This is a genomic window from Negativicoccus succinicivorans, from assembly GCF_018372215.1.
Classification (GTDB): domain Bacteria; phylum Bacillota; class Negativicutes; order Veillonellales; family Negativicoccaceae; genus Negativicoccus.
Genome location: NZ_JAHAJN010000004.1, coordinates 89,278 through 112,516, shown reverse-complemented (window position 1 = coordinate 112,516; position 23,239 = coordinate 89,278). Strand labels below are relative to the sequence as shown.

The following is a 23,239-nucleotide window of genomic DNA, read 5'->3' as shown; positions in this document are numbered from 1 at the left end:
GAATAGATAAGTTGGTTACAGATTCCGCAGTGGCTGAAGACGGAGCATATGTCAAGAAAGACAAGAAGGTCGGTGAAAATCTGACCGCCTTGGACAAGGAAATAGATAAGTTGGGTACAGATTCCGCAGTGGCTGAAGACGGAGCATATGTCAAGAAAGATAAGAAAGTCGGTGAAAATCTGACCGCTTTGGACAAACAGGTTCAAGCCAATGCAGGGGAAATCGGTGCCTTAACCAACGGCATGGGAGAATTGGACAGCCGCGTAAATAAAGTAGGCGCAGGTTCGGCTGCTCTTGCCGCACTCCATCCGCTTGATTTCGATCCGGATAATAAGTGGAACTTTGCGGCCGGTTACGGTCACTACAAAGGAGCCGATGCCGTGGCTATCGGCGCATTCTATCGTCCGGATGAAAACAAAATGTTCAGCATCGGCGGTTCGTTCGGCGGTGGAGAAGACATGATCAATGCCGGTGTTTCCATCAAAGTCGGTGAGGGAAACTCTCCTTATGCGGGCGTTTCCAAAGCGCAACTGGCACAGTGTATCAGCCAGCAGGATGAAATCATCCAACGGCAGGATGCAGAATTAGCAGCACAGAAAGCACAGATTCGTGAAATTCTGGAACAGTTGGCAGCTATGAAAAAAGCATAAATGAAGGAATAAAAAACCACCCGTGAGGGTGGTTTTTTTATGGATATTTGCTCCTGTGTTTTTTTATGCAATAGAACCAAAGGAATACGCAGAAAGGTAATGCCTTCCATTTGGCGAGGGTGCGGCGGCGCGAGTTTTGAGGGCGTGTGCATTTGATAGTATGGAGCTTGTATTTTATAGCGAAAAAAGCGGCCACGCCGCTTTTTTTGTGCGCGAAGCTTCTGCGCTTGACATTCGCGCGCGAAAAACGTATAAAAAAGTAAAACTGAAGCAGGTGAGAAGATGAAAGAGAGATATGTGTGGTTGATTTCCGCCGGCTACGCGTTTACGGATTTGAGTCAGGGCGCGCTGCCGGCGTTGTTGCCGTTTTTGATTGTCGCGCATGATTTGAGCTACGCGGCGGCGGCCGGACTGGTGTTCGCGGCGAATTTTTTGTCGTCGATTTTGCAGCCGCTGTTCGGTTGGGTGTCGGATAAATATTCATGGCACTGGATGATGCCCGCGGGCGTGTTGCTTTCCGGCGGCGCGATGGCGCTGATCGGCGTGTTGGATTCGTATTGGTGGATCTTTTTCGCGGTGGCGTTGAGCGGCGTGGGCGTGTCGGCGTTTCACCCGGAAGCGGCGCGCTTGGCGAATTACGCGGCGGGCGAACGGAAAGGCCGCGGGATCAGTATTTTTTCGGTCGGCGGTAATGTCGGTTTCGCGCTCGGCCCGGTGATCGCAACGACCTCGGTATTAACCTTCGGTTTGCCGGGCACGTTGGTGATGGCGGTGTTGGGCGTTTTGATGTCGTTGGGCTTGTGGCGCGAGCAAGGGACGTTTCGCATGCTGGCGGCGTTGCCGGCGCATCGCGGCGCGGAGCAGGAGGAAGTGCACGACGATTGGCCTTCCTTCGGCAAGTTGACGCTGGGCATTTTCGCGCGCGCCGTGATGTTTTTCGGTTTGAATACGTTTTTGCCTTTGTACTTTTTGCATGTGTTAGGCGAATCGGAGGCGCTGAGCTCGGCGACGCTGACGATTTTCTTCGCCGCGGGCGCGGTGGCGACATTGGTCGGCGGGCAAATGGGCGATCGCTACGGTCATTTGAAAGTCATTCGCTGGGGATTTTTAGGTTTTGTGCCGATTTTATTTATCTTTTTGCAAATCACTTCGACGCCGCTCGCGCTGGCGATGCTGGTGCCGGTCGCGTTCTTTCTCTTCGCACCGTACAGTCTGATGGTGCTTTTGGGGCAGAAATATTTGCCGCGGCAGATCGGTTTCGCGGCGGGCGTGACGCTCGGTTTGGGCACGACGATCGGCGGTATTATCGTGCCGCTTTTGGGGATGCTGGCGGATCGTTACGGGATTATGCCGGCGCTGTACGTGATCGCGGCGGTCGGCGTCATGGCGGCGCTGATCGTGCGTTGGTTGCCGGATCCCGCAGCGCGGCAGCGAATATTGCGCGCGCGCAAAAGTGACGCGACGACGCGGTGAATGGTATAATAAGAAAAAGACGTTACGAAGGAAGGAGCTATTATGAAACTTGCCGAAGCGCTGATTACGCGCAAGGAAATGTATCGCAAATTGAGTTTGCTCGCGGAGCGGATTCAAAAAAATATTATTGTTCAGGAAGGTGACGAACCGGTCGAAGATCCGAACGGATTGATGCCGGAGTTGGAGCGGCTTTCGCAAGAGGTTACCGAGTTGGTGCAAAGGATCAACGCGACCAACGCGTCGACGCGTTTGGAAAACGGCATGACGATCGCACAGGCGTTGGCGAAGCGCGATGAACTGATTCGCTTGGCGGGATTTTTCCGCTCGTTCGCCGATACGGGCCGCGAAGGTCAGGTGGAACGCTATTCCAAATCGGAAATCAAACGCGTGTGCACGATTGATGTCGCCGCGACGGAACATAAGGCGGACACGCTCGCGAAAGAAGCCAGAGAATTGGATATGGCGATCCAAGCGCTGAACTGGCAAGTCGAGTTATAATTTTTTCGGTAATTGTCGAAAGGCGAGTTCAACCCCCTAAGCAGCCGGAACCCGCCGGTTATTTCAAAGTGACGGGACTTCATGATGCTTACATGAGTAAAGTAACAACTTACGTTGACTACCGACGAACTGATTTCGACAATGGGTGGGAACGGGGTGACCGCCGCGCGACGCGCGGCGGTCTTTTATTATGCGCGAAAAGCATCGCCCGCACCGCGCCTGCCGGCCGCGCGGAACATTTATAATTTCGCCCACGAAAAAAGCTCCCTTGCGGGAGCTTATTTTATTTGTTCATCAATATCCCAACGGTTGGTGGTGGTCCGCCAATCGAGATCCGCCTGATCGACTTGCAGTTGATACACTTTGCCATCCAGCGTGCGCAAGTGTTCGGTGTGATCGTTGACGATGAATTCCAAATTGGTCAGGCGCGCGGGCGTGGAGCCCGGTCCTGTCTGCGACAGCTCATTGACGCGCGCGGTGAGCGCTTCGATGCGTTCGTTTTGGATGCTCACGATGTAGCCGAGCACCAGCGCCAACAGCACGAGCCAAGTGACGGGTCGGCGCAGCCACGGGCTTACTTGGTGTCGCCAAAGCTGCAGGCGATGACGGAATGAGTACGTAGTCATTTTATTTCAGAGACGATTTAACGGCGATCTTTTGAATGTGATCCTGCGCGAATTCGAGCCACAATTTCGCGGCGTGCGAGAGGTAGTGGCCTTTGCGCCAGATGACGTAAAGACGATGAATGATCGGCCGACCGGCGAGCACGTGTACGGAAACGTTGGGATTATTATGCGGGCAGAGACGTTTCGGCAAAAGCGCGATGCCCAAGCCGGTGCTGACGGTCTGAATCATGAGCTCGCGCTGACTGGTTTCAAATACGATTTTCGGGATAAAGTCCGCGGCTTTGCACTTCGCGATGATTTCGTCATGCAAGTTGAAGTCGTCGCGATAGAGAACGAAACCGTCGCCGGCGAGATCGGCGAGCGGGATCTCATTCGCGTCCGCGAGCGGATGATCTTTCGGCAACAGCACGCATACCGGATCTTCCAAAAGAAAGAAGGACTCGTAATCTTTTTTCGGTTCAGTGCAAATAATGCCGAGGTCGGTCAATCCTTCCTGCACGGCGATTTCCACTTTTTTGGAGCCGTATTCGTAAAGCTCGATATCGATTTGCGGGTACATGCGTTTGAACGCGCCCAAAAGATGCGCGAATACCTGCGCGTCAGTAATCGGCGGCAAGCCGATATGAATGGAGCCCTGCTCGAGCTTAAATTCGTTTTCAAAGTCGTTTTTCAAATGTTCGAAAATAAAGACGCTGCGTTTGGCATGGTTCAAAAAAATCGCTCCGGCGTCCGTCAACTCGACCGCTTTGGCGTTGCGCAAAAAGAGCACGACGCCGAGCTCTTCTTCCAGCGCTTTGATGGTGCGGCTGATGGCCGATTGCGAAATATGCAGATGCCGCGCGGCTTTGCTGAAGCTTTTCCGATGCGCGACTTCCGTAAAATATTTTAAGTGATGAAAATCCATGCTTGCCTCCTGCGGTTGTTGGTTTGGGTAGAATCGTCTATAATTCAGTCAACAATGGGATCGGAACAAAACGCGCCATGTTCCAAATCGCAAAATTAACTATATGTATGCGTTTTACTCATATTATGACTTAATCTTACACTGTTTCTTACCTGTTTGCAAGATGAGCGGAAAACAGAAGGGTGGCATGGACATGAACTGGAAAACAATGGACGGCAACACGGCGGCGGCGCACGTTTCGTATTACTTTACGGAAGTCGCGGGGATTTACCCGATCACGCCGAGTTCGCCGATGGCGGAGCTGGTCGATGATTGGGCGGCGAACGGGCGGAAAAATATGTTCGGTCGGCCGGTGAAAGTGGTCGAGATGCAGTCGGAAGGCGGCGCGGCGGGCATGGTGCACGGCTCTTTGCAGGCGGGCGCGCTGACGACGACATACACGGCTTCGCAGGGCCTTTTGCTGATGATTCCGAATCTGTATAAAATGGCGGGCGAATTGTTGCCGGCCGTACTGCACGTGGCGGCGCGGTCGCTCGCGGCGCACAGTTTGAGTATTTTCGGCGATCATCAGGACGTGATGGCGGCGCGGGCGACCGGTTGCGCGATGCTTTGCGAAGAGGGCGTGCAGGAAGTCATGGACCTGTCGGCGGTCGCGCATTTATCCGCGCTGGAGGGCAGTCTGCCGTTCATCAATTTCTTTGACGGTTTCCGCACCAGTCATGAAATCCAAAAAATTCAAGTGCTCGATGAGGAAGTGCTGGCGGGCCTGGTCAATCAGGAAGCACTCGCCGCGTTTCGGGCGCGGGCGTTGAGCCCGGATCGACCGGTGACGCGCGGCACGGCGCAAAATCCGGATATTTACTTCCAAAATCGCGAAGCGTCCAACCGCTACTACCAGGCGATTCCGGAAATCGTCGAGAAATACATGGGCAAGATCAATGAAATCACGGGCCGTGATTATCAACTTTTCAATTACTACGGCGCGCCCGACGCGGAACGTGTCGTGATCGGCATGGGCTCGGTCTGCGATGTCGCTAAAGAGGCGGCGGATATGCTCAATGCGCGCGGCGAAAAAGTGGGCGTGGTCACGGTGCATCTCTACCGTCCGTTTTCGATCAAGCATTTACTGGCGGCGATTCCCGCGTCAGTCAAAAAAATCGCGGTGCTGGATCGCACCAAAGAGCCGGGCGCGTTCGGTGAGCCGCTGTTTTTGGACGTGGCGGCGGCGGTCGCGCACGCGGGTCGCGCGATCCGCGTAGTCGGCGGTCGGTACGGCTTGAGCTCCAAAGACGTACTGCCGGAAGATATTCTGGCGGCGTACCGCAATTTGACGAAAGACGAACCGAAACACGGTTTCACGCTCGGCATCATCGATGACGTGACGGAACTTTCGCTCGCGCGCGTCGCGGTCGAACAGGCGCGGGAAACGGAGCATATCGCCTGCAAATTCTGGGGCTTCGGCTCGGACGGCACGGTCGGCGCGAACAAGAGCGCGATCAAAATCATCGGCGACAACACGGACATGTTCGCACAAGCGTATTTCGCGTACGATTCCAAAAAATCCGGCGGCGTGACGATTTCCCATTTACGTTTCGGCAACACGCCCTTGCGTAAACCGTACCTCATTCGCAACGCGTCGTTTATCGCCTGTCACCGGCAGGCGTATGTCTATGAATACGATTTACTGCGCGGTTTGAAAGAGGGAGGCACCTTCCTTTTGAACTGCACCTGGACGCCGGAAGAAATCGAGGCGAAACTGCCGGCGCTCTTGAAACGCAAACTCGCCAAGCAACACGCGAAATTTTATATCATGGACGCGGCGACGATCGCGCGCGAGATCGGTTTGGGCGGCCGCATCAACATGCTGATGCAGGCGGCGTTCTTCGCGCTGACGAAAGTCATTCCGGTGGAGGACGCGGTCCGTCATCTGAAAGATTCCGTCGTCAAAAGTTACGGTCACAAAGGCGACGATATCGTCGCGATGAACTTTGAAGCGATTGACCGCGGCGTCGCCGCGTCGATCGAAATTCCCGTGCCCGACGCATGGCGGCACGCCGTGGAGGACACGCCCGCGCAAGCCGCCGCGAAACAACAGCGGCCGCGCTTTATCTGCGAGGTTTGCGACGTGATGAATCGTCAGGCAGGCGATGACTTGCCGGTGTCGACCTTCATTGATCGCGCCGACGGCACGTTCCCGGTCGGCACGAGCCAATACGAAAAACGCGCGACCGCCACGATGGTGCCGGAGTGGATTCCGGAACGTTGCATCCAATGCAACCAGTGCGCGTTCGTTTGTCCGCACGCGACGATTCGTCCGATTTTAACCACCGAAGAAGAGGCGGAAGCGGCTCCGGAAGGCTTCATCGTGCGCGACGCGGTCGGCGCCAACGGCATGAAGTTCCGCATCGTCATCTCGCAGGAAGACTGCTACGGTTGCGGCAACTGCGTCGACGTCTGCCCCGCCAAGGGCAAAGCGCTCGTCATGAAACCGATCGAAGAAGAAATCGACAAACAACCCTTGTGGGATTACGCGATGAGCCTGCCGCAAAAACCGAATCCGATGAAAAAGGAAACGGTCAAAGGCAGTCAGTTCGAGCCGACGTATTTTGAATTTTCCGGTGCCTGCTCGGGTTGCGGCGAAACACCGTACATTAAACTCGTCACGCAACTCTTCGGGGATCGCATGCTGATCGCGAACGCCACCGGCTGTTCCAGCATTTACGGCGCCAGCGCGCCGTCGATGCCGTACACGACGAACCAAGACGGCAACGGTCCGGCGTGGGCGAACTCGCTCTTTGAGGACAACGCGGAATTCGGTCTCGGCATGTTCGCCGGCAACGACACCATCCGTGAACGTCTGCGCACGATCGTGGATGATTTCTGTCCGGCGATCAACGATCCGGAACTGTGCGCAGCGCTCGAAGACTGGAGCGCCCATTACATGGAAAGCGAAGGCACGCGCGAACGGGCCGACCGCGTCATCGCGCTCTTGGACGCGCGGGACGACGCCAACCCCTATGTGCAAAAATTGCGCTCGTATCGCGACTTTTTCCTCAAACGTTCGCAATGGATTTTCGGCGGCGACGGCTGGGCCTATGACATCGGCTTCGGCGGTTTGGATCACGTGCTCGCGTCGGGCAATGACGTGAATGTGCTCGTGCTCGATACGGAAGTCTACTCCAACACCGGCGGTCAGTCGTCGAAAGCGACGCCGACGGCGGCCATCGCCAAATTCTCCGCGGGCGGCAAAACATCGCGGAAAAAAGATCTCGGCATGATGGCGATGAGCTACGGTTACATTTACGTGGCGCAAATCGCGATGGGCGCGAACCGCAATCAAGCGTTGAAAGCGATCGCGGAGGCGGAAGCCTACCCCGGACCGTCATTGATCATCGCGTACTCGCCCTGTATCGCGCACGGCTTGAAAGCCGGCATGGGCATGACGCAGGAAGAATCGCGGCGCGCGGTCGCGTGCGGCTACTGGTGCAACTACCGTTTCGACCCGAGCCGGATCAAAAAGGGATTGAACCCGATGCAGATCGATTCGCGCGAACCGACCGAAAGCTTCCGCGACTTCCTGATGGGCGAAGTGCGTTTCTCGGCGCTGGAAAAACTTTTCCCGGAAAAAGCGCAGGAACTCTTCGCGAAAACCGAACTCGACGCGCGGATTCGTCGGCGCAGTTATTTGCGCTTGAAAGAATCTTGGGCGACCAACCTCGAAGAGGAAAAAGAGAAACTCGCGGACGCCGTGCAGCAGACGCACAAGCCGACGGATGAAATTCAATACGAGGTGGAAAAAAACATTTCCGCTAAAGAACGCGCGGAAAAAGTCAAAGCCGCCATGGAACAAATCTGATGTACAACAAAAAAGACCGCCGCGGCGGTCTTTTTTGGCGCGTTAATCCACATGGTATAATAAGTAAAATCAAGAAATCAGAGGACTTGGGACAACATTATGGATCAGACAGGCATTCAAAATAAAATTAAAAACGCGCGTCAGGCGCTCGTTCTTTTGCCGATGGCGTTGGGTGATTTTACCTATTGGCAGTTGGTTTTGCGCGCGTTCGCCGAACAGTATCCGCAGTTGCAGATGGACTTGATGCCGGACGAGTATTTTATTAATACGCGTTTTCATAGGGGGGCCGGCGCGCTCGTCAATCCGATCATCTGCGATTGGGCGGCGCAAACGGACATTTTCCATGATGTATACGCGGATCTCTATACGGGAGATTCGGAGGCGGCGTTGGCGCGGGCGAAAAAAGTCGGTTATGACGTCGTCTTCGTCATGTCGAGCCGCGGCCGCTTGCTCGTCGCGGAGGCGGCGCGCGCGTTATTCCCACAAGCGGCGATTGTCTCATGGTCGTTGCGCGAACGCTGGTTTAAGTTCGGCGCGGATCGGCGACGGTTTGAAAAAGCCGTCGATTTTATCGTGCCGGAAAATCCGCAACGATTCAAAAAAATTATTCAAAATTACAATTACTTTTTCCAAACGGCGGCGCGGATGCCGACGTACGATTGGGCGGAGCGGGCGGCGCTGACCGTGCCGGCGGAAGCGCTGGAACGCGCGCGACGTTGGCGCGAGGAACGAGGCATCGCGGAAACGGCGCCGCTTTACTTCATTAACCCGTTCGCGAAAAACAAAAAACGCACGTGGCCGTTGCCGAAAGTGGCGGCGCTGATCCGCGCGCTCAGCGAGCGACCGGAATTTCAACAGGCGGTCTTTCTGATCAACGGTTTACCGAGCGATCAGGACGCCATTGCGGCGATGATTCGCGACGAGCAGTTGCCTCGCGCTTACGGCTTCACGGCGGACCAAGGTTTTTGGGATTTGCCGGCGATGCTTGCGCACAGTCATCTGATCATTTCCGTGGAAACGGCGATCATGCATATCGCGTCATTATTGCACCGCCCGCAAATTATTCTGATGCGGTTGAAAAATCCGGAATGGGTACCGGTCAATGAAAAGGAACTCCGCATTATTTGGAATCGCAAACGGCGTCACCATATCAAAGACATCGAAGTCGCGGAAGTAATCGAAAAAATTATAAATGAGCAATAAAAAATCCCCGTACGGGGATTTTTTATTGCGGCCGGGTGACTTCCGCCGCGGCTTGGTTCAGCAAGGCGGCGAGCTCTTTGCGTTTGGTCGCGTTGAAAGTCGTATACAGCATTTTCGGCGTAAACTTGCCGTGCTTTCTGCGTTCCTGTCGCTTGTAGAGACTGTAGCGCCAGCGCCGTAAGGTGCGCATGATGACACTTCCGGAACGAATATATTCTTTCGCTTCGTTCATGACAAAATGGTAATGCGGTTGCTTGAGCGATCCCCAACGTTGCCAGCAGTGGTTGGGTTCGCAGCCGAAAACGCCGACGACGGGCGTGCCTTGCGTCCACGCCAAATGGAAAGTGCCGGTGGACGGTCCGAGGAAAAGGTCGCAACGCTGAATGACGGCGGCCGCATGGAAAATCGAGCGATGGTTGGCGAAAATCGTCACCGGTTTTTGCAGACGGTCATTGATCGCTTGGCAAAAAGCGTATTCATCAAAGGGCAAATGCGTATCCACTAAAATATCACGCGGCGCCTGCTTCGGACGATAGCAACCGAGCAAAATCGTCCAGTCGGGATGGGCGTCTTGAAAGTCCTGCAACACCTCCGCCCATGCTTCGATCGGTAAGGTCATGCCGGAACCGCCCATGGCGGGACTGACGAAAAGAACGGGCGAGGTAACGGCTTCACGCGCCCAAAATTCCGCTGCCGTCGCTTTTTCCTCCGCCGTCAGCGGAATGGTGAAGTCGTCCGTGCGCGCGTTATGGTAACGCTCCGCATCGACATGCTCCAAGATCTCCAACGTGTATTCCGCTTCATGTTGCATTTTGTCTAAGTTATTATAATGAAAGCGATTTTGGACAAAGCCTTGCGGATATACGTCTTGGTTGTGCTGCGAGTTGCGCTGAATTCCCATCTTGTACGGGATGTCAAGTTCCAGAATAAGCTCGGACGCCGGACGAAAATCGTGGAGCGAAATCAACATGTCGTAATGGCGTTCGTTTAATAATTTTACAAGCTCGTCATGCGAATACTCATCGGCGCAAAGAATCTCATCGACCGAGTGAATACGTTCGATAATCGGGCGAGTGTACGTGTTGGCAAGCGCCGTGATTTCCGCGTCGGGATACATGCGCCGGAGGGTGCGAAACGACGGCACGGTCATCAAGGTATCGCCGATTTTATCCATGCGGATGGCAAGAATTTTCATATATGCTCCTTACGATATAAAGAAAATATTATGTTTACAGTATTATACCACGCAAAAAAGACCGTCGAGTGACGGTCTTTTTGTTATCGAGAGGAACGTTTGCCGCGCGACGCGCCGCGTTTGCGTTCGTTTTTCGGCGCGGCTTTACGGCGTTGGCGAAGGTTGCCGCCGGCATGTTGCTGCTTGTGTTCTTTGTCCTTGGTCGGTTTGTATTGACCGGGCAGGACTACTTTGCGACGAGCGGCGCGCGGTTTCTTGACCTTGACGTTGCCGTCGTGATCGTATTTGACCAGCGGCTGCTCGATGCGCGCTTCAATGCGACGCAGTTTGCCGATGTCGCGCGAGGTGACGTAGCTGACGGCCATGCCGGTGGCGCCGGCGCGACCGGTGCGGCCGATGCGATGAATGTAGTAGTCGGTATCGCCGGGGATATCGTAGTTGAATACATGGGTGACGCCTTCCACGTCAATGCCGCGCGCGGCGATATCGGACGCGACGAGGTAGGCGATGCGGCCTTTGGCGAATTCGCGCAGAATACGGTTGCGCGCGCTTTGGGGCAGGTTGCCGTGCAATTCTTCGACGGATAAATGCGCCGCCAAGAGTTCGCGCGTCAGTTCCGCGGCGCGATCTTTCGTGTTGCAAAAGATCACGGCTAAAAACGGATTCATTTCACGCAAATGACGGATCAGAAGATCCGTTTTTTCTTCTTCTTTGACCATGTAGACACGCTGTTCAATCGTGTCCAAGACGAGGCGTCCCGCGCCGGCGGCGAGTTGTGCCGGTTTTTGCATGGCGGTTTTGGCGAGGTTGCGAATTTCTTTCGGCAAGGTGGCGGAAAAGAGCAGCAGTTGCCGCGAGCGCGCCGATGGTGCGAACGTCTTGCAGAAAGCCCATGGCGAGCATCTGATCGGCTTCGTCCAAAACGATTTGCCGGACCGAAATCAAGGTCAGGGCGTCACGGCGGTAATGGTCGAGAATACGTCCGGGCGTGCCGATGACGAGTTGCGGACGGCGTTTGAGTTTGGCGAGTTGGTTTTCGAGCGTTTGGCCGCCGGTGATGGAGACCATGTCGACGCCGACCGCGTCGGCGAGCGGCCGCGCGACGGCGGCGATTTGCCGCGCAAGTTCGCGCGTCGGGGTGATGATCAGCGCCTGTTCCTTGGCTTCGTCCGGTCGAATGCGTTGCAAAATGGGCAACAAAAAGGCGAGCGTTTTGCCCGTGCCGGTACGGCTTTGGGCGAGTATGTCGAGACCTTTGAATACGGTCGGGATCGCTTGCACTTGAATTTCCGTCGGGGTCGTGATGCCGCGCTTGGTCAATACGTCGGCGAGTTCGGGTGTCACTCCCAAACCGGTAAATGTGGGCATAATTTTCTCCTTCTAAGTCGTCGGGGACGACAATACCATTTCATAACGATGAATTTACTTTTATTATAGCATGCGGCGCCGCCGTTTCGCCCGCGCGTTCGCGGTCGTTCGGCGAAAACGAGAGCGCTTGACAGCGTACGGGAGAAACGTTCTCAGAGAGGTATCATTTTCTTGTCATTGTTTATTAGAAACAAGATAGTATAATGCACGCAAAGGAGTTATGATGAAACGCAACTGGCTGATCCGTACAACTTGGTTCTGGCTGTTGGCGAGTGTTCCCTCGCTGGCGGTATATCTTTGGGATCCCCAAGCGACGGGGTACTTCTTTTTGGTGTTCGCGTTTTGCGGCTGGTTCGGTCCGCTCGCTATTGATCTGGTCGGACGACCGGCGGAGCGTTTGCGGCACGCGGCCGTTTACACGTTGTGGTGGATTTGCCAAATGGCTTTTGTAGCGGGCGCGATGATGGCGGCGGAGGAAATCATCATTGATGTCGCAAGCGTCGCGGAAACGCTCGGCAAAGCGGGGCTTCTCGCGCTGCTGCAGTTCGCGTTGGTGCTGGTGGCGGAAGTGCTGACGCAGTTGGTGCTGGCGGGCTATCAAAAGTTGCGCGGCTTCGCGCGTGATTACGCCGCCTGCGCTTTTTTCCTTGCCTGGATTCCCAATCTGTTGCCGCCGGCGTATTTCGGCGGGTTTGAAATGTTCCATTACTACCGCGCGGCGGAGCCGTATACGATGACCGTGTTGCTCGGTTTTTTGGCGCTCATCGCCTGGATGCGCATGGGCGAGATTCTGCTGGCGGCGTTCGTTTTTCCGGCGGTCTTTTTCGTCGGCCAAGCGGGGGAACGGACACGGCGCGCGTTGCTGGCGATGGTCGGCACAGTCGTCTACCTGGGTTTGCGTTGGCTGGCCGATTACTGGCTGCTGGTGCAATCATCGGAAATGATTCCGTGGGATACCGTTTTCTACGGGTATGCGGCGACCGCGGTTGTCGATTTTATCATCGTCGCCATGGCGGTCGCGATCGTGCGTTGCGTGCTTTATTACCAAACCAAAGAGACGGGGGATTATCGCTCCGCCTGAAACATTTCACCGACTCGGCTTCGCGCGCGCGAAGCCCTTTTTATTTGCCCTTGTAAGTTTTTTAGTATACAATACATAGATGAATATTTGTCCCCCGCGGCGGGGATTATATAATAGATTAGGATACAGAAGGAGGCACATTTATGTGCGGTATTGTCGGCTATGTGGGATTTCAGGATGCGGCGTCGTTTTTAATTGACGGTTTGCGTAAATTGGAATACCGCGGCTATGATTCGGCGGGGATCGCCTGCTATGAAAACGGGAAGATTGAGATTCGCAAAAAAGTAGGCGGCATCGCCAACTTGGAGTCCTACCTCGAATCGCATCCCGTTCACGGGCAGATCGGTATCGGCCATACGCGCTGGGCGACGCACGGACGTCCGTCGGATGTCAACGCGCATCCGCACGGCGATGCGGAAAATCGTTTTGTCGTCGTGCACAACGGCATTATTGAAAATTTCATGGAATTGAAACGCGACCTCATCGCCAAAGGGCATGTCTTCGTTTCCGAAACGGATACGGAAGTCATCGCGCATTTGCTGGCGGATTTACATGACGGCGATTTTTTGTCGACCGTGCAAAAAATGTTGGACGTGGTTGACGGCTCCTATTCGTTGGCGGTGATGGACCGCGACGAACCGGACAAGCTGATCTGCACCAAAAAGGATAATCCGCTGATCGTCGGGCTCGGCGACGGCGAAAATTTCATCGCGTCGGATATTCCCGCGATCATCAATGCGACGCGCGATATTTACATCTTAAATGACGGCGAAATCGCTACCGTGACGGCGGACAGCGTGCGCGTGATCGATCGGGAAGGGCGTCCGATCGATAAAAAAGTGCACCATGTGGACTGGTCGGCGGAAGCGGCGGAAAAAGGCGGCTACGAACATTTCATGTTGAAAGAAATCAACGAGCAGCCTAAAGCGATCCGCGACACCATGGCGATGCATATTCATAAAGAAGATCAGTCGGTGTATTTTGATGAACTCGGCTGGACGAAAGACGACCTGCAACAGGTCAATAAGATTTTAATTACGGCCTGCGGCACCGCGTACCACGCGGGACTCGTAGCGAAATATTATATCGAACAGATCGCCCGCATTCCGGTCGAAGTGGATATCGCGTCGGAATACCGGTATCGCGATCCGTTGACGGATGAAAACACGTTCTGCATCGTGATCAGCCAATCGGGCGAAACGAGCGATACGCTGGCGGCGCTGAAAGAAGCGAAACGCCGCGGCGCGAAGAGTCTCGCCGTGACCAATACGGTAGGTTCGTCGATCGCGCGCGAAGCGGACGCGGTGGTGTATACGGTCGCCGGTCCGGAAATTTCGGTCGCGTCCACCAAAGCGTACACGACGCAGCTGGTGGCGTTGCTGTTGCTCGCGGTGTATTTCGGACGGATCAACGAAAATCTGTCCCGCGAGGAAGAAAAAGCGATTGTTTCCGCGCTCATCGACGCGCCGGAAAAATGCCACGAAATTTTTGAAAATACGGAAATGATCAAGACGTTCGCCAAACATTACGGTTTCGCGGAAGACGTGTTCTTCATCGGCCGTTCGATCGACTACGCGGTCGCGATGGAAGGCGCGCTCAAGCTCAAAGAGATCTCCTACATTCACGCGGAGGCCTATGCCGGCGGCGAACTCAAGCACGGCACGTTGGCGCTGGTCGTGCAGGGCACGCCGATCATCGCGATCGTGACGCAGGATCATGTACGGGAAAAAATGTTCAGCAATATCCAGGAGGTCAGCGCGCGCGAAGCCATCGTGATCGGCATCGGTTATGACGACGACGCCGAACTCGATCATTTCGTGAAACACGCGATTCGCATTCCGCGCACGCATCGTTTCATCGCGCCGATTTTATCCGTGATACCGTTGCAGTTGTTGGCGTACTACGCGGCCATTACGCGCGGCACGAATGTCGATAAACCGCGCAACCTCGCGAAATCCGTTACCGTCGAATAAGGCAAGCGACAGAAAGGAACGTTATGGATACTATTTTTTCGGGCATTCAGCCCAGCGGTAATCTTACGCTCGGGAACTATCTCGGCGCGTTGAAAAATTTTATTCCTTTTCAGGACACGCATGAATGCTACTATTGCGTTGTCAATCAGCACGCGATCACGGCGCCGCAGGACCCTAAACTGCTGCACGAGCGCACCAACCAGTTGGCGGCCTTGTACCTGGCGGCGGGGATTGATCCCCATAAAGCGACGCTGTTCGTTCAGTCGGAAGTGCCGGAACACGCGCTTTTGGGCTGGATGATGATTACCTTGGCCTATGTCGGCGAGATGGAACGCATGACGCAGTATAAAGACAAGGCGAAAAAACAGGGCGAATCCATTCCGTTCGGTTTGATGGCGTATCCCGCGCTCATGGTGGCGGATATTTTGCTGTACCAGGCGAAACTCGTGCCGGTCGGCGAAGATCAGCGCCAGCACATGGAACTCACGCGCACGATGGCGGAACGCTTTAATCAACGCTACGGCGAAGTGTTCACCATACCGGAAATGTTTACGCCGAAAGGCGGCGCACGCGTCATGAGCTTGCAGGAACCGACGTCGAAAATGAGCAAATCGGACGCCAATCAGACGGCGACGATCTATCTTTTGGACGATGACGACGCGATCGCGCGCAAAATCAAACGGGCGCAGACGGACAGTGAAAACTCGATCCGTTACGATCGGGAAAATAAACCGGGCGTGTCCAATTTGCTTTCCATTCACGCGGCAATTTCGGGTAAATCCTTTGCTGAACTCGAAACGCATTACGCGGGTCAAGGCTACGGCACGTTGAAAAAAGACGTGGCGGACCTCGTCGTCGGCGAGTTGCGGCCGTTGCGCGAACGCTATGAAGAGCTTTCGGGCAGTCCCGAACTCGACGCGATTTTGACGGCGGGCGCGGAAAAAGCGCATGCCAAAGCGCGGGAAACCTACGAAAAAGCCATTCAGGCGATGGGTCTCTATCGCTGATGACTATGAAAAAAAGACGCTGCGGCGTCTTTTTTTGTGCGCGAAAAAATTTCACATCGGGCGTTGCGTTTTCGCGTTGGCCGCAATGTAGTAGGTGAGCGCGGGAGAAAGGAGGTCCGATGACAAGACAGGAATGGTATCGCTGGTTGATCTGGTTATTGAGTGAAATTTTACGTCGTTTGTATGCCGAAGCGCATACGGAAAGCGAGTCATGAGTTTTTGGTGGTTGAACCCGGGGCATGCCTTGCACGGCGTGCCCGATCCGGGGGCCGTCGCCGCTGACGGCACGCGGGAAGCCGACGTCGTGGCGGTAGTCGCGGCGGCGATCGCGGCGGGTTTACGCGCGCGGGGAGAACAAGTCACCGTGCGGCAGGATGACGATCTTGCCGCAGTGATTGCGGCCGCCAACGCGGCGGGGGCGAATCGTTTTCTCTCCCTTCACGCCAATGCCGCCGCGACGCCGGAGGCGCACGGCGCGGAAGTTTTTATCCACCCGCAGGCCGCCGCGCCGACGCGATTTTGGGCGGAGCGCATAGTTCGCCGCGGCAGTGAGCGCGGTCGTTATTTTCGCCATGACGATACGCTGTACCGCACCGCCGATTTCGCGGTGTTGCGTGAAACGGTCATGCCCGCGGTGTTGGTGGAAACCGGTTTTCTGACGAACGATGTCGAGCGCGTCTGGTTGAAAACCGACGCGGCCGCCTGGTGGACGGACGTTATTTTGGCAAGTTATTGAGCAATCCTCCCGCGCGTTATTTCTTATTTTTTTAAAACGAGGTGAAACGAATGGCATTACAAAAGGAAACGGTAGCACGGCGCCTGGCCCTGCGCGTGCAGTACACGGATGATAAGGGCGCGGAAAAATTTCGCAACTTGTCCTTCGCGCATGTCGCGCAGGACGCTACGGACGAACATATTTACGCCGCCGGCAAAGCGCTGGCGGGATTGCAAGCCAAGCCGCTCGATCGTGTCGCTAAAATCGAAACGATCGTTTACACGGACGGCGAATAAGGTAACGAAGGAGGACATTCATGAAGACATTGCAAATGATTTTCACGGCGGGAAGTACGACCGGAACGCTCAGTCTGCGTGAGCCGAAAGACGGCTTGACGCTGGCCGCGGTACAGGCGGTCGCGCAAAAAATCGCGGCCGACGGCGTATTCGCCGACGCGAACGGAAAGTATTCGGAATTTGTGAAAGCGCAAATGATCGAACGCACGGTGACCGAACTCGCGTAACGGCCGCATCCAAAGGACATGCTTACGGGCATGTCCTTTTTTCTATACATTTAAATAGGCATTTGATATGATACAGTACGAAAAGGAGTGACAACGTGACGGAATATCAGACCTACATCGTTCGCTGCGCCGACGGCACATTGTATACGGGCATCGCGCGCGACGTCACCAAGCGCCTTGCCGTGCATAACGCGGGCGACGGCGCGAAGTATACCCGCGCCCGCCGACCGGTCGTTTTGGTGTGGCAAAGCGATGTGACGGATGAACGCACCGCGCGGCGCACGGAATGGTACATTAAGCGATTATCCCGCCGCGAAAAAGACGCGCTGATCGACGGAAATGCGCGCGTGCGGGCGAAAATTGACGCGTGGTTGGCGGCGCGCCCGTAAGCGGAAGCGGACCGGTCGCGTGGTATAATAGAAAGAAAATATAAGAACGGAGTGAACCATGTTACTACAGTTACAAGCGCTGCTTTCCACGATGCGGATCCTCGATATCGTCGATATCCTCGTGGTAGCGGTGATCCTTTACCAGTTGTACTATTTGATCCGCGATACCCGCGCCGTTTCCCTCTTAAAAGGGTTGGTGGTGCTCGGCGCGTTTACGATCATCAGCAACTGGATGGATCTGCACGTCGTGAATTGGTTGTTGGAAAAGTCGATGACGGTACTCATCGTCGCGTTGCCGATCGTGTTCCAGCCGGAATTGCGCAAAGCGCTCGAACGGCTCGGCCGCGGTCGCTTCATCAGCCGTTCCTCCATCGTCGATGATGAAGAACGGATGCGCGTGATCGATGAAGTGGTGCTCGCCTGCGAACGGATGAGCGAAAAGAAAATCGGCGCGCTGATCGCCTTCGAACGGGCGGTGCGTCTGGCGGAATACGGCGACACGGGCATCTACTTGGACGCGGTCGTGAGCGAAGAGTTGTTGGGCAATATTTTTATTCCCAATACGCCTTTGCATGACGGCGCCATTTTAATTCGGGAAAATCGCGTGGTCGCGGCGGGGTGCCTGCTGCCGCTGACGCAGGATCAAAATTTATCGAGCGCGCTCGGCACGCGGCATCGCGCCGGCATCGGCCTGACGGAGCAGGGCGACGCGCTGGTCGTGATCGTCAGTGAAGAAACGGGAGCGATTTCCTACGCGTACGGCGGTCATATTTATCGCCATTTGGACGGCGACAATCTGCGCAACATGTTGCGCAACTACCTCCTCAAAGGAAACGATAACCGATTGCGTTTGGGCGAATTCTTTAACTGGAGGAAATCATGAGAAAATGGCTGGGCGGCAACTGGACGGCGAAGCTTATCTGCTTTTTCGTGGCGGTGTTTCTCTGGGTGTTTATCATGAACGACCAGAACCCGCTTGTCGAAAGCAGCTATGAACTGCCGGTCGAAGTGACGCATTTGGACGATTCATTGGTGGCGCTGGACGCGCCGCAGAGCGTGCATGTCAAATTGCGCATGCAAAGAAACACAATGTTGCAGCTGCGCGAATCCGATATGAAAGCCGTGCTGGACATGATCCAAGCGGATGTCGGGAAAAATGAAAATATGACCTTGCAACTGGTACTGCCGCCGGGCGCGGAAGTGATCGAGCAAAAACCGTTGCGTTTCACGGTCAATGTGGATGAAGTGGCCTCGCGGACTATTCCGGTGACGGCGAAGGTAACCGACGATCCGGCCGGCGATCACGGCGGCGCGGTGACGGCGATCACCCCGAATGTAGTGACGATCACCGGTCCGTCGAGCCGGGTGTCCCAAGTGAAAACCGCGCAGACGGAGATTCACACCGCGGGACGCAAAACCGATTTCGATATCGTGGCGGCGGTCACGCTGTATGACGCGGAGGGCAATAAAGTGAACGGCGTCACCTTCGCGCCGGAAAATGTGCTCGTCAAAATAAAAATCAATCCGCTGCGGGTCGAGAAAACCTTGCCTTTAGCGGTACAGACAAGCGGCTCGCCGGCGTACGGTTGGCGGGTGGACGCGATTGAAATCATGCCGCGGGAAGTGACGCTCGCGGGTGAAAAATCGCAGTTGGACGCGCTTTCCGCCTGGCAGTTGCCGGCGGTTTCGGTGAGCGGCGAGGCCGGAGAGGTCATTCGGCAGGTGGAAATTCCCGTGCCGAGCAACGGCGCGGCGACACCGGAAACGGCAACGGTACGAATCGTATTAAAAGCGGAATAAAGGGAAAACAGTAGGAGGATTTTATGGCACGATTGTTTGGCACGGACGGTGTGCGCGGCGTTGTCAATGACACATTGACACCGGAACTCGCGTTTCATTTGGGACGCGCGGCGGCGGTGTTTTTCGTACAGGGCGATGACACGGCGGCGCGCCCGCGTTTTCTGATCGGTTTCGATACCCGCATCTCGGGCACGATGCTCGCCGCGGCGTTGGCGGCGGGCGTTTGCTCGGCGGGCGGCGACGTCGATATTGTCGGCGTGATTCCGACACCGGGGGTCGCGTACCTGACGCGCACCGGCGATTACACGGCGGGCGTGGTGATTTCCGCTTCGCACAACCCGTATCCCGATAACGGCATCAAGTTTTTTGACCGGTTCGGCTTTAAGTTGCCGGACGCGGCGGAAGCTGAAATTGAAGCTATGCTGCGCGGCGACGCGCTTGATGAAAGCGCGCGACCGACGGCGGACGCGGTCGGCCGCATTCAGCTGATTCCGGAGGCGGTGCAACGCTATACGGACTATATCGCGGCTACGGCGCCCTGCCGTTTGGACGGCTTGAAAATCGTCGTCGACGCGGCGCACGGCGCGGCTTCCGATGTGACGCCGGCCGTCTTGTGTGAACTCGGCGCAGAAGTCATCACCATCGCGTCCGAACCGAACGGTACTAATATCAACGCGGGCGTCGGCTCGACGCATCCGGAACGTTTGCGCGAACGGGTGCTCGCCGAAGGAGCGAACGCGGGCGTCGCGAATGACGGCGATTCGGATCGTTGCCTTTTGATCGATGAAACCGGCGCGGTGCTGGACGGCGACCATATATTACTTTTAGCGGCGCAGCAGCTGAAATCGCAAAATAAGCTGAAAAATGACACGGTCGTCGCGACGGTCATGAGCAATATCGGTTTCAAAAAAGCGCTCGAAAAGATGGGTTTAAAGGCCGTTTTCACATCGGTCGGAGACCGGTACGTGCTGGAAGAAATGCGCGCTCATGATTATGTGCTCGGCGGCGAACAGTCGGGCCATGTCATTTTCCTCGACTACAATACGACCGGCGACGGCGTACTGACGGCGGTGCAGACCTTGGCGATCATGAAGCAGAGCGGCCGCAAACTTTCGGAATTGGCGCAACTGATGACCACGTATCCGCAAATTTTACGCAATGTGCGCGTGTATGATAAAGAGTCGTGGCGGGAGAATCCGTTCATCATGGCGGCGATCGGCGCGGCGGAAGAAGAACTCGGCGAAAACGGCCGCGTTTTGGTGCGGGCGTCCGGTACCGAACCGTTGCTGCGCGTGATGGCGGAAGGACCGGATCACGATCAACTCGAACGCATCGTAACGGATATCTGCGCGACCGTTCAGCGTGAAATCGGCGTGGAAGAATAATTTTTACAATAAAAAAGAAGCCCGCGGGCTTCTTTTTTTGATGCGTGATTTAATTCGTGAGACTGCGCACCGGCGCGGGAATACGGCCGCCGCGAGCGATGAACTCCGACGCGTCGAAACGATTGACAGCAATGACGGGCGCGTATCCTAACAGGCCGCCGAATTCGACCAGGTCGCCGACTTTTTTGCCGGGCACCGGAATCAAACGGGTGGCGGTGGTTTTGTTATTGATCATGCCGATCGCCGCTTCATCCGCCAAAATCGCGGCGAGCGTCGCGGCCGAGGTGTCGCCGGGGACGGCGATCATATCAAGACCGACCGAGCAGACGCAGGTCATCGCTTCCAATTTTTCCAGCGTCAAGGAGCCGCGTTCGACCGCTTCGATCATGCCGAGGTCTTCGCTGACGGGAATGAACGCGCCGGAGAGGCCTCCGACACGACTGGCGGCCATCATGCCGCCTTTTTTCACGGCGTCGTTTAAGAGCGCGAGCGCGGCCGTCGTGCCCGGCGCGCCACAGCTTTCGAGACCCATTTCTTCCAAGATTTTGGCGACGCTGTCACCGATTTCACTGGTCGGCGCAAGCGACAGATCGATGATGCCGAACGGCGCGCGCAAACGCTCCGCCGCTACCTGCGCGACGAGCTGACCGACGCGAGTGACCATGAACGCCGTTTCTTTGATCGTTTCCGCGACGACATCAAACGATTCGCCGCGCACTTCTTCAAGCGCCCGTTTGACAACGCCCGGACCGGAGACGCCGACGTGAACGGCGAGATCGCCTTGCGTTACGCCGTGGAACGCGCCCGCCATGAACGGATTGTCTTCGACCGGATTGCAGAACGCGACGAGTTTGGCGCAACCTAAAGCGCCATTGTCGGCGGTCAAAGCGGCCGTTTTTTTGATGATTTCGCCGATTTGTCGAACGGCATCCATATTAATGCCCGATTTCGTCGAGCCGATGCCGATGGAGGAGCAGACGCGATCGGTGGTCGCCAGCGCTTCCGGAACGGAATCGAGTAAAATTTGATCGCCGCGCGTGATGCCGTTTTGCACCAGCGCGGAAAAGCCGCCGATAAAATCGATGCCGCACGTTTTCGCGGCACGGTCCAAGGCCTGCGCGACCGGCACATAACCGGTCAGGTCGCTCGCCTCCGCGATGAGCGAAATCGGTGTGACGGCGACGCGCTTGTTGATGATCGGCACGCCGTATTCACGGGAAATCGCCTCCGCGGTCGGCACGAGATTTTCCGCGACGCGACAAATGTGATCGTAGATTTTTTGGCACATTGTTTCGCCGTTACGGTCGATGCAGCCGCGCAGGGAAACGCCGAGCGTGACGGTGCGCACGTCCAGACGATTTTCCTCAAACATGCGGCGAGTGGCTAAAATATCTTCAATATCCAGCATAGAACCTCCTACACGCGGTGCATTTTATAAAACACATCGGCGAGTTGCGCGCGAATATCCAGCCCCATATTTTCACCGAGATCCGCGAACTGTTTTTGTAAGGTTTGCATATCCAGTTCCGCATCCGTCATGTCGCCCATCAGCACCATGTTGAAGAAACCGTCTAAAATAGTTTGATTGATCGACAACACATTGATCTTTTGTTCGGCGAGCACTTTGGTGACTGCCGCGATGATGCCGACGCGATCCACGCCGAGCACCGTTATCACTACCCGTTTCATCACAGTCCTCCTCATAAATTTTTGTTTATTATAGCACAGTGCGAGAGGTATCTGAGCGATGATATGTAAAATAAACGGTTTGTGTTTTGACAAACGCGCGGTGAGTTTCATACAATGGAACGGACAGTAAAGGAGGATTTCATGCATTACGTATCTTGGAATGTAAACGGTTTACGCGCGGCTGTGCGTAAAGGTTTTATGGAACGATTCGATGAATTCGCCGCGGACGCGGTTTGTCTGCAGGAAACGAAAATGCAGGCGCACCAAATGGAGTTGGATTTGCCGGGCTACTATCAGTTTTGGAACAGCGCCGTCAAAAAAGGTTACAGCGGCACCGCCATTTTCACGAAACATGAACCGCTACATGTATCGTACGGGATCGCGATCGAAGAGCATGATCAGGAGGGGCGCGTGATTACGCTCGAATATCCGGATCATTACCTCGTCACCTGCTATACGCCGAACAGTCAGCGGGAGCTCGCGCGGCTCGACTACCGCATGACGTGGGAAGATGCGTTCCGCGCGTATTTGTTGGAGTTGAATGAGGAGAAGCCGGTCGTGTTGTGCGGCGATTTGAATGTGGCGCATAAGGAAATCGACTTGAAAAATCCGAAGACGAATCGTCGCAACGCCGGTTTCACCGATGAAGAACGCGATATGATGACGAAGTTGCTGGATGCCGGTTTTACCGATTCGTTCCGTTACCTGTATCCGGACGCGGTGGACGCGTACACGTGGTGGAGTTATTTCGCGAAATCGCGCGAACGCAATGTCGGGTGGAGAATTGATTATTTCCTGGTGTCGGATCGTCTGGCGCCGAAGATTCAGGAAGCGCGGATTTATCCCGAAGTCATGGGCAGCGACCACTGCCCGGTGGATATCGTGTTGGATTTGGGTCGTTGAG

Annotated in this window: 22 protein-coding genes and 1 pseudogene; 17 read left to right on the top strand and 6 right to left on the bottom strand. The window is 55.5% G+C overall.

Features of this window, described 5'->3' with window-relative positions:
• The 4 genes from KIB08_RS03640 to KIB08_RS03625 form a co-directional block, all read left to right on the top strand.
• Positions 1-650 (top strand): YadA C-terminal domain-containing protein (locus tag KIB08_RS03640; protein ID WP_303989750.1); only part of this gene is annotated, 650 nt, incomplete at its 5' end.
• 282 nt (positions 651-932) lie between these two features.
• Entirely contained in the window at positions 933-2,123 is a 1,191-nt protein-coding gene (locus tag KIB08_RS03635) for an MFS transporter (protein WP_303989747.1), read from the top strand.
• A 42-nt stretch (positions 2,124-2,165) separates the two neighbouring features.
• Entirely contained in the window at positions 2,166-2,621 is a 456-nt protein-coding gene (locus KIB08_RS03630; RefSeq protein WP_303989745.1) for a DIP1984 family protein, read from the top strand.
• A 92-nt stretch (positions 2,622-2,713) separates the two neighbouring features.
• Positions 2,714-2,866: a hypothetical protein gene (locus KIB08_RS03625; RefSeq protein WP_303989742.1), complete on the top strand. Its 153-nt coding sequence runs from the start codon at positions 2,714-2,716 to the stop codon at positions 2,864-2,866.
• A gap of 33 nt (positions 2,867-2,899) precedes the next feature.
• On the opposite strand, the gene KIB08_RS03620 is transcribed toward KIB08_RS03625, so the two are convergent.
• Both KIB08_RS03620 and KIB08_RS03615 read right to left on the bottom strand, forming a co-directional pair.
• Entirely contained in the window at positions 2,900-3,247 is a 348-nt protein-coding gene (locus KIB08_RS03620; RefSeq protein ID WP_303989740.1) for a hypothetical protein, read from the bottom strand.
• A 1-nt stretch (position 3,248) separates the two neighbouring features.
• Positions 3,249-4,151 (bottom strand): LysR family transcriptional regulator, encoded by a 903-nt coding sequence (locus KIB08_RS03615; protein ID WP_303989738.1) that lies wholly within the window; start codon positions 4,149-4,151, stop codon positions 3,249-3,251.
• Positions 4,152-4,338: 187 nt separating this feature from the next.
• On the opposite strand from KIB08_RS03615, the gene nifJ reads away from it, so the two are divergent.
• Together nifJ and KIB08_RS03605 are read left to right on the top strand one after the other, a co-directional pair.
• A complete protein-coding gene (gene nifJ, locus KIB08_RS03610; protein ID WP_303989735.1) occupies positions 4,339-8,007 on the top strand; it encodes a pyruvate:ferredoxin (flavodoxin) oxidoreductase in 3,669 nt (1,222 codons plus the stop codon).
• Between the two features lie 99 nt (positions 8,008-8,106).
• Positions 8,107-9,210: a glycosyltransferase family 9 protein gene (locus KIB08_RS03605; RefSeq protein WP_303989733.1), complete on the top strand. Its 1,104-nt coding sequence runs from the start codon at positions 8,107-8,109 to the stop codon at positions 9,208-9,210.
• 22 nt (positions 9,211-9,232) lie between these two features.
• On the opposite strand, the gene KIB08_RS03600 is transcribed toward KIB08_RS03605, so the two are convergent.
• Both KIB08_RS03600 and KIB08_RS03595 read right to left on the bottom strand, forming a co-directional pair.
• A complete protein-coding gene (locus tag KIB08_RS03600; protein ID WP_303989730.1) occupies positions 9,233-10,405 on the bottom strand; it encodes a glycosyltransferase family 9 protein in 1,173 nt (390 codons plus the stop codon).
• Between the two features lie 83 nt (positions 10,406-10,488).
• Positions 10,489-11,773, bottom strand: a pseudogene (locus KIB08_RS03595) (DEAD/DEAH box helicase).
• A gap of 223 nt (positions 11,774-11,996) precedes the next feature.
• Here KIB08_RS03595 and KIB08_RS03590 point away from each other — a divergent pair.
• The 10 genes from KIB08_RS03590 (at position 11,997) to glmM (ending at position 20,646) form a co-directional block, all read left to right on the top strand.
• On the top strand, positions 11,997-12,854 hold the full coding sequence (locus tag KIB08_RS03590) for a hypothetical protein (protein WP_303989729.1): 858 nt from the start codon (positions 11,997-11,999) through the stop codon (positions 12,852-12,854).
• A 143-nt stretch (positions 12,855-12,997) separates the two neighbouring features.
• Positions 12,998-14,827: a glutamine--fructose-6-phosphate transaminase (isomerizing) gene (gene glmS / locus KIB08_RS03585; protein WP_303989727.1), complete on the top strand. Its 1,830-nt coding sequence runs from the start codon at positions 12,998-13,000 to the stop codon at positions 14,825-14,827.
• Positions 14,828-14,850: 23 nt separating this feature from the next.
• Entirely contained in the window at positions 14,851-15,834 is a 984-nt protein-coding gene (trpS, locus tag KIB08_RS03580; protein WP_303989724.1) for a tryptophan--tRNA ligase, read from the top strand.
• A 211-nt stretch (positions 15,835-16,045) separates the two neighbouring features.
• On the top strand, positions 16,046-16,570 hold the full coding sequence (locus tag KIB08_RS03575; RefSeq protein ID WP_303989721.1) for an N-acetylmuramoyl-L-alanine amidase family protein: 525 nt from the start codon (positions 16,046-16,048) through the stop codon (positions 16,568-16,570).
• A 50-nt stretch (positions 16,571-16,620) separates the two neighbouring features.
• Positions 16,621-16,845, top strand: a complete 225-nt coding sequence (locus KIB08_RS03570; protein ID WP_303989719.1) for a DUF1659 domain-containing protein — start codon at positions 16,621-16,623, stop codon at positions 16,843-16,845.
• Between the two features lie 20 nt (positions 16,846-16,865).
• Positions 16,866-17,072 carry a DUF2922 domain-containing protein gene (locus tag KIB08_RS03565; RefSeq protein WP_303989715.1) on the top strand — a complete coding sequence of 69 codons (207 nt, stop codon included), beginning with the start codon at positions 16,866-16,868 and terminating at the stop codon, positions 17,070-17,072.
• Positions 17,073-17,167: 95 nt separating this feature from the next.
• Positions 17,168-17,461 (top strand): GIY-YIG nuclease family protein, encoded by a 294-nt coding sequence (locus KIB08_RS03560; protein WP_303989713.1) that lies wholly within the window; start codon positions 17,168-17,170, stop codon positions 17,459-17,461.
• Between the two features lie 58 nt (positions 17,462-17,519).
• The gene (cdaA, locus tag KIB08_RS03555; protein ID WP_303989710.1) at positions 17,520-18,344 is read left to right on the top strand and encodes a diadenylate cyclase CdaA; all 825 of its coding nucleotides are present in this window, start codon (positions 17,520-17,522) and stop codon (positions 18,342-18,344) included.
• Complete coding sequence (locus tag KIB08_RS03550) at positions 18,341-19,261, top strand: CdaR family protein (RefSeq protein WP_303989707.1); 921 nt, start codon at positions 18,341-18,343, stop codon at positions 19,259-19,261. Before cdaA ends, KIB08_RS03550 begins: the two co-directional genes overlap by 4 nt.
• A 23-nt stretch (positions 19,262-19,284) precedes the next feature.
• Positions 19,285-20,646, top strand: coding sequence for a phosphoglucosamine mutase (gene glmM, locus KIB08_RS03545; RefSeq protein WP_303989705.1), 1,362 nt, complete (start codon positions 19,285-19,287; stop codon positions 20,644-20,646).
• 49 nt (positions 20,647-20,695) lie between these two features.
• Here glmM and KIB08_RS03540 read toward each other — a convergent pair whose 3' ends face one another.
• Complete coding sequence (locus tag KIB08_RS03540; RefSeq protein WP_303989701.1) at positions 20,696-22,054, bottom strand: PFL family protein; 1,359 nt, start codon at positions 22,052-22,054, stop codon at positions 20,696-20,698.
• 8 nt (positions 22,055-22,062) lie between these two features.
• The gene (locus KIB08_RS03535; protein WP_303989698.1) at positions 22,063-22,335 is read right to left on the bottom strand and encodes an ACT domain-containing protein; all 273 of its coding nucleotides are present in this window, start codon (positions 22,333-22,335) and stop codon (positions 22,063-22,065) included.
• Between the two features lie 141 nt (positions 22,336-22,476).
• Between KIB08_RS03535 and KIB08_RS03530 the strand changes: the two genes are divergently transcribed.
• Positions 22,477-23,238 (top strand): exodeoxyribonuclease III, encoded by a 762-nt coding sequence (locus tag KIB08_RS03530; protein WP_303989695.1) that lies wholly within the window; start codon positions 22,477-22,479, stop codon positions 23,236-23,238.
• The last annotated feature ends 1 nt before the right edge of the window (position 23,239 follow it).

What these genes read in the sequence shown, in the direction of transcription:
- KIB08_RS03635 (WP_303989747.1), top strand. Translation starts at nt 933, where the DNA reads ATGAAAGAGAGATATGTGTGGTTGATTTCCGCCGGCTACGCGTTTACG.
- KIB08_RS03630 (WP_303989745.1), top strand. Translation starts at nt 2,166, where the DNA reads ATGAAACTTGCCGAAGCGCTGATTACGCGCAAGGAAATGTATCGCAAA.
- KIB08_RS03625 (WP_303989742.1), top strand. Translation starts at nt 2,714, where the DNA reads ATGAGTAAAGTAACAACTTACGTTGACTACCGACGAACTGATTTCGAC.
- KIB08_RS03620 (WP_303989740.1), bottom strand. Translation starts at nt 3,247, where the DNA reads ATGACTACGTACTCATTCCGTCATCGCCTGCAGCTTTGGCGACACCAA.
- KIB08_RS03615 (WP_303989738.1), bottom strand. Translation starts at nt 4,151, where the DNA reads ATGGATTTTCATCACTTAAAATATTTTACGGAAGTCGCGCATCGGAAA.
- nifJ (WP_303989735.1), top strand. Translation starts at nt 4,339, where the DNA reads ATGGACATGAACTGGAAAACAATGGACGGCAACACGGCGGCGGCGCAC.
- KIB08_RS03605 (WP_303989733.1), top strand. Translation starts at nt 8,107, where the DNA reads ATGGATCAGACAGGCATTCAAAATAAAATTAAAAACGCGCGTCAGGCG.
- KIB08_RS03600 (WP_303989730.1), bottom strand. Translation starts at nt 10,405, where the DNA reads ATGAAAATTCTTGCCATCCGCATGGATAAAATCGGCGATACCTTGATG.
- KIB08_RS03590 (WP_303989729.1), top strand. Translation starts at nt 11,997, where the DNA reads ATGAAACGCAACTGGCTGATCCGTACAACTTGGTTCTGGCTGTTGGCG.
- glmS (WP_303989727.1), top strand. Translation starts at nt 12,998, where the DNA reads ATGTGCGGTATTGTCGGCTATGTGGGATTTCAGGATGCGGCGTCGTTT.
- trpS (WP_303989724.1), top strand. Translation starts at nt 14,851, where the DNA reads ATGGATACTATTTTTTCGGGCATTCAGCCCAGCGGTAATCTTACGCTC.
- KIB08_RS03575 (WP_303989721.1), top strand. Translation starts at nt 16,046, where the DNA reads ATGAGTTTTTGGTGGTTGAACCCGGGGCATGCCTTGCACGGCGTGCCC.
- KIB08_RS03570 (WP_303989719.1), top strand. Translation starts at nt 16,621, where the DNA reads ATGGCATTACAAAAGGAAACGGTAGCACGGCGCCTGGCCCTGCGCGTG.
- KIB08_RS03565 (WP_303989715.1), top strand. Translation starts at nt 16,866, where the DNA reads ATGAAGACATTGCAAATGATTTTCACGGCGGGAAGTACGACCGGAACG.
- cdaA (WP_303989710.1), top strand. Translation starts at nt 17,520, where the DNA reads ATGTTACTACAGTTACAAGCGCTGCTTTCCACGATGCGGATCCTCGAT.
- KIB08_RS03550 (WP_303989707.1), top strand. Translation starts at nt 18,341, where the DNA reads ATGAGAAAATGGCTGGGCGGCAACTGGACGGCGAAGCTTATCTGCTTT.
- glmM (WP_303989705.1), top strand. Translation starts at nt 19,285, where the DNA reads ATGGCACGATTGTTTGGCACGGACGGTGTGCGCGGCGTTGTCAATGAC.
- KIB08_RS03540 (WP_303989701.1), bottom strand. Translation starts at nt 22,054, where the DNA reads ATGCTGGATATTGAAGATATTTTAGCCACTCGCCGCATGTTTGAGGAA.
- KIB08_RS03535 (WP_303989698.1), bottom strand. Translation starts at nt 22,335, where the DNA reads ATGAAACGGGTAGTGATAACGGTGCTCGGCGTGGATCGCGTCGGCATC.
- KIB08_RS03530 (WP_303989695.1), top strand. Translation starts at nt 22,477, where the DNA reads ATGCATTACGTATCTTGGAATGTAAACGGTTTACGCGCGGCTGTGCGT.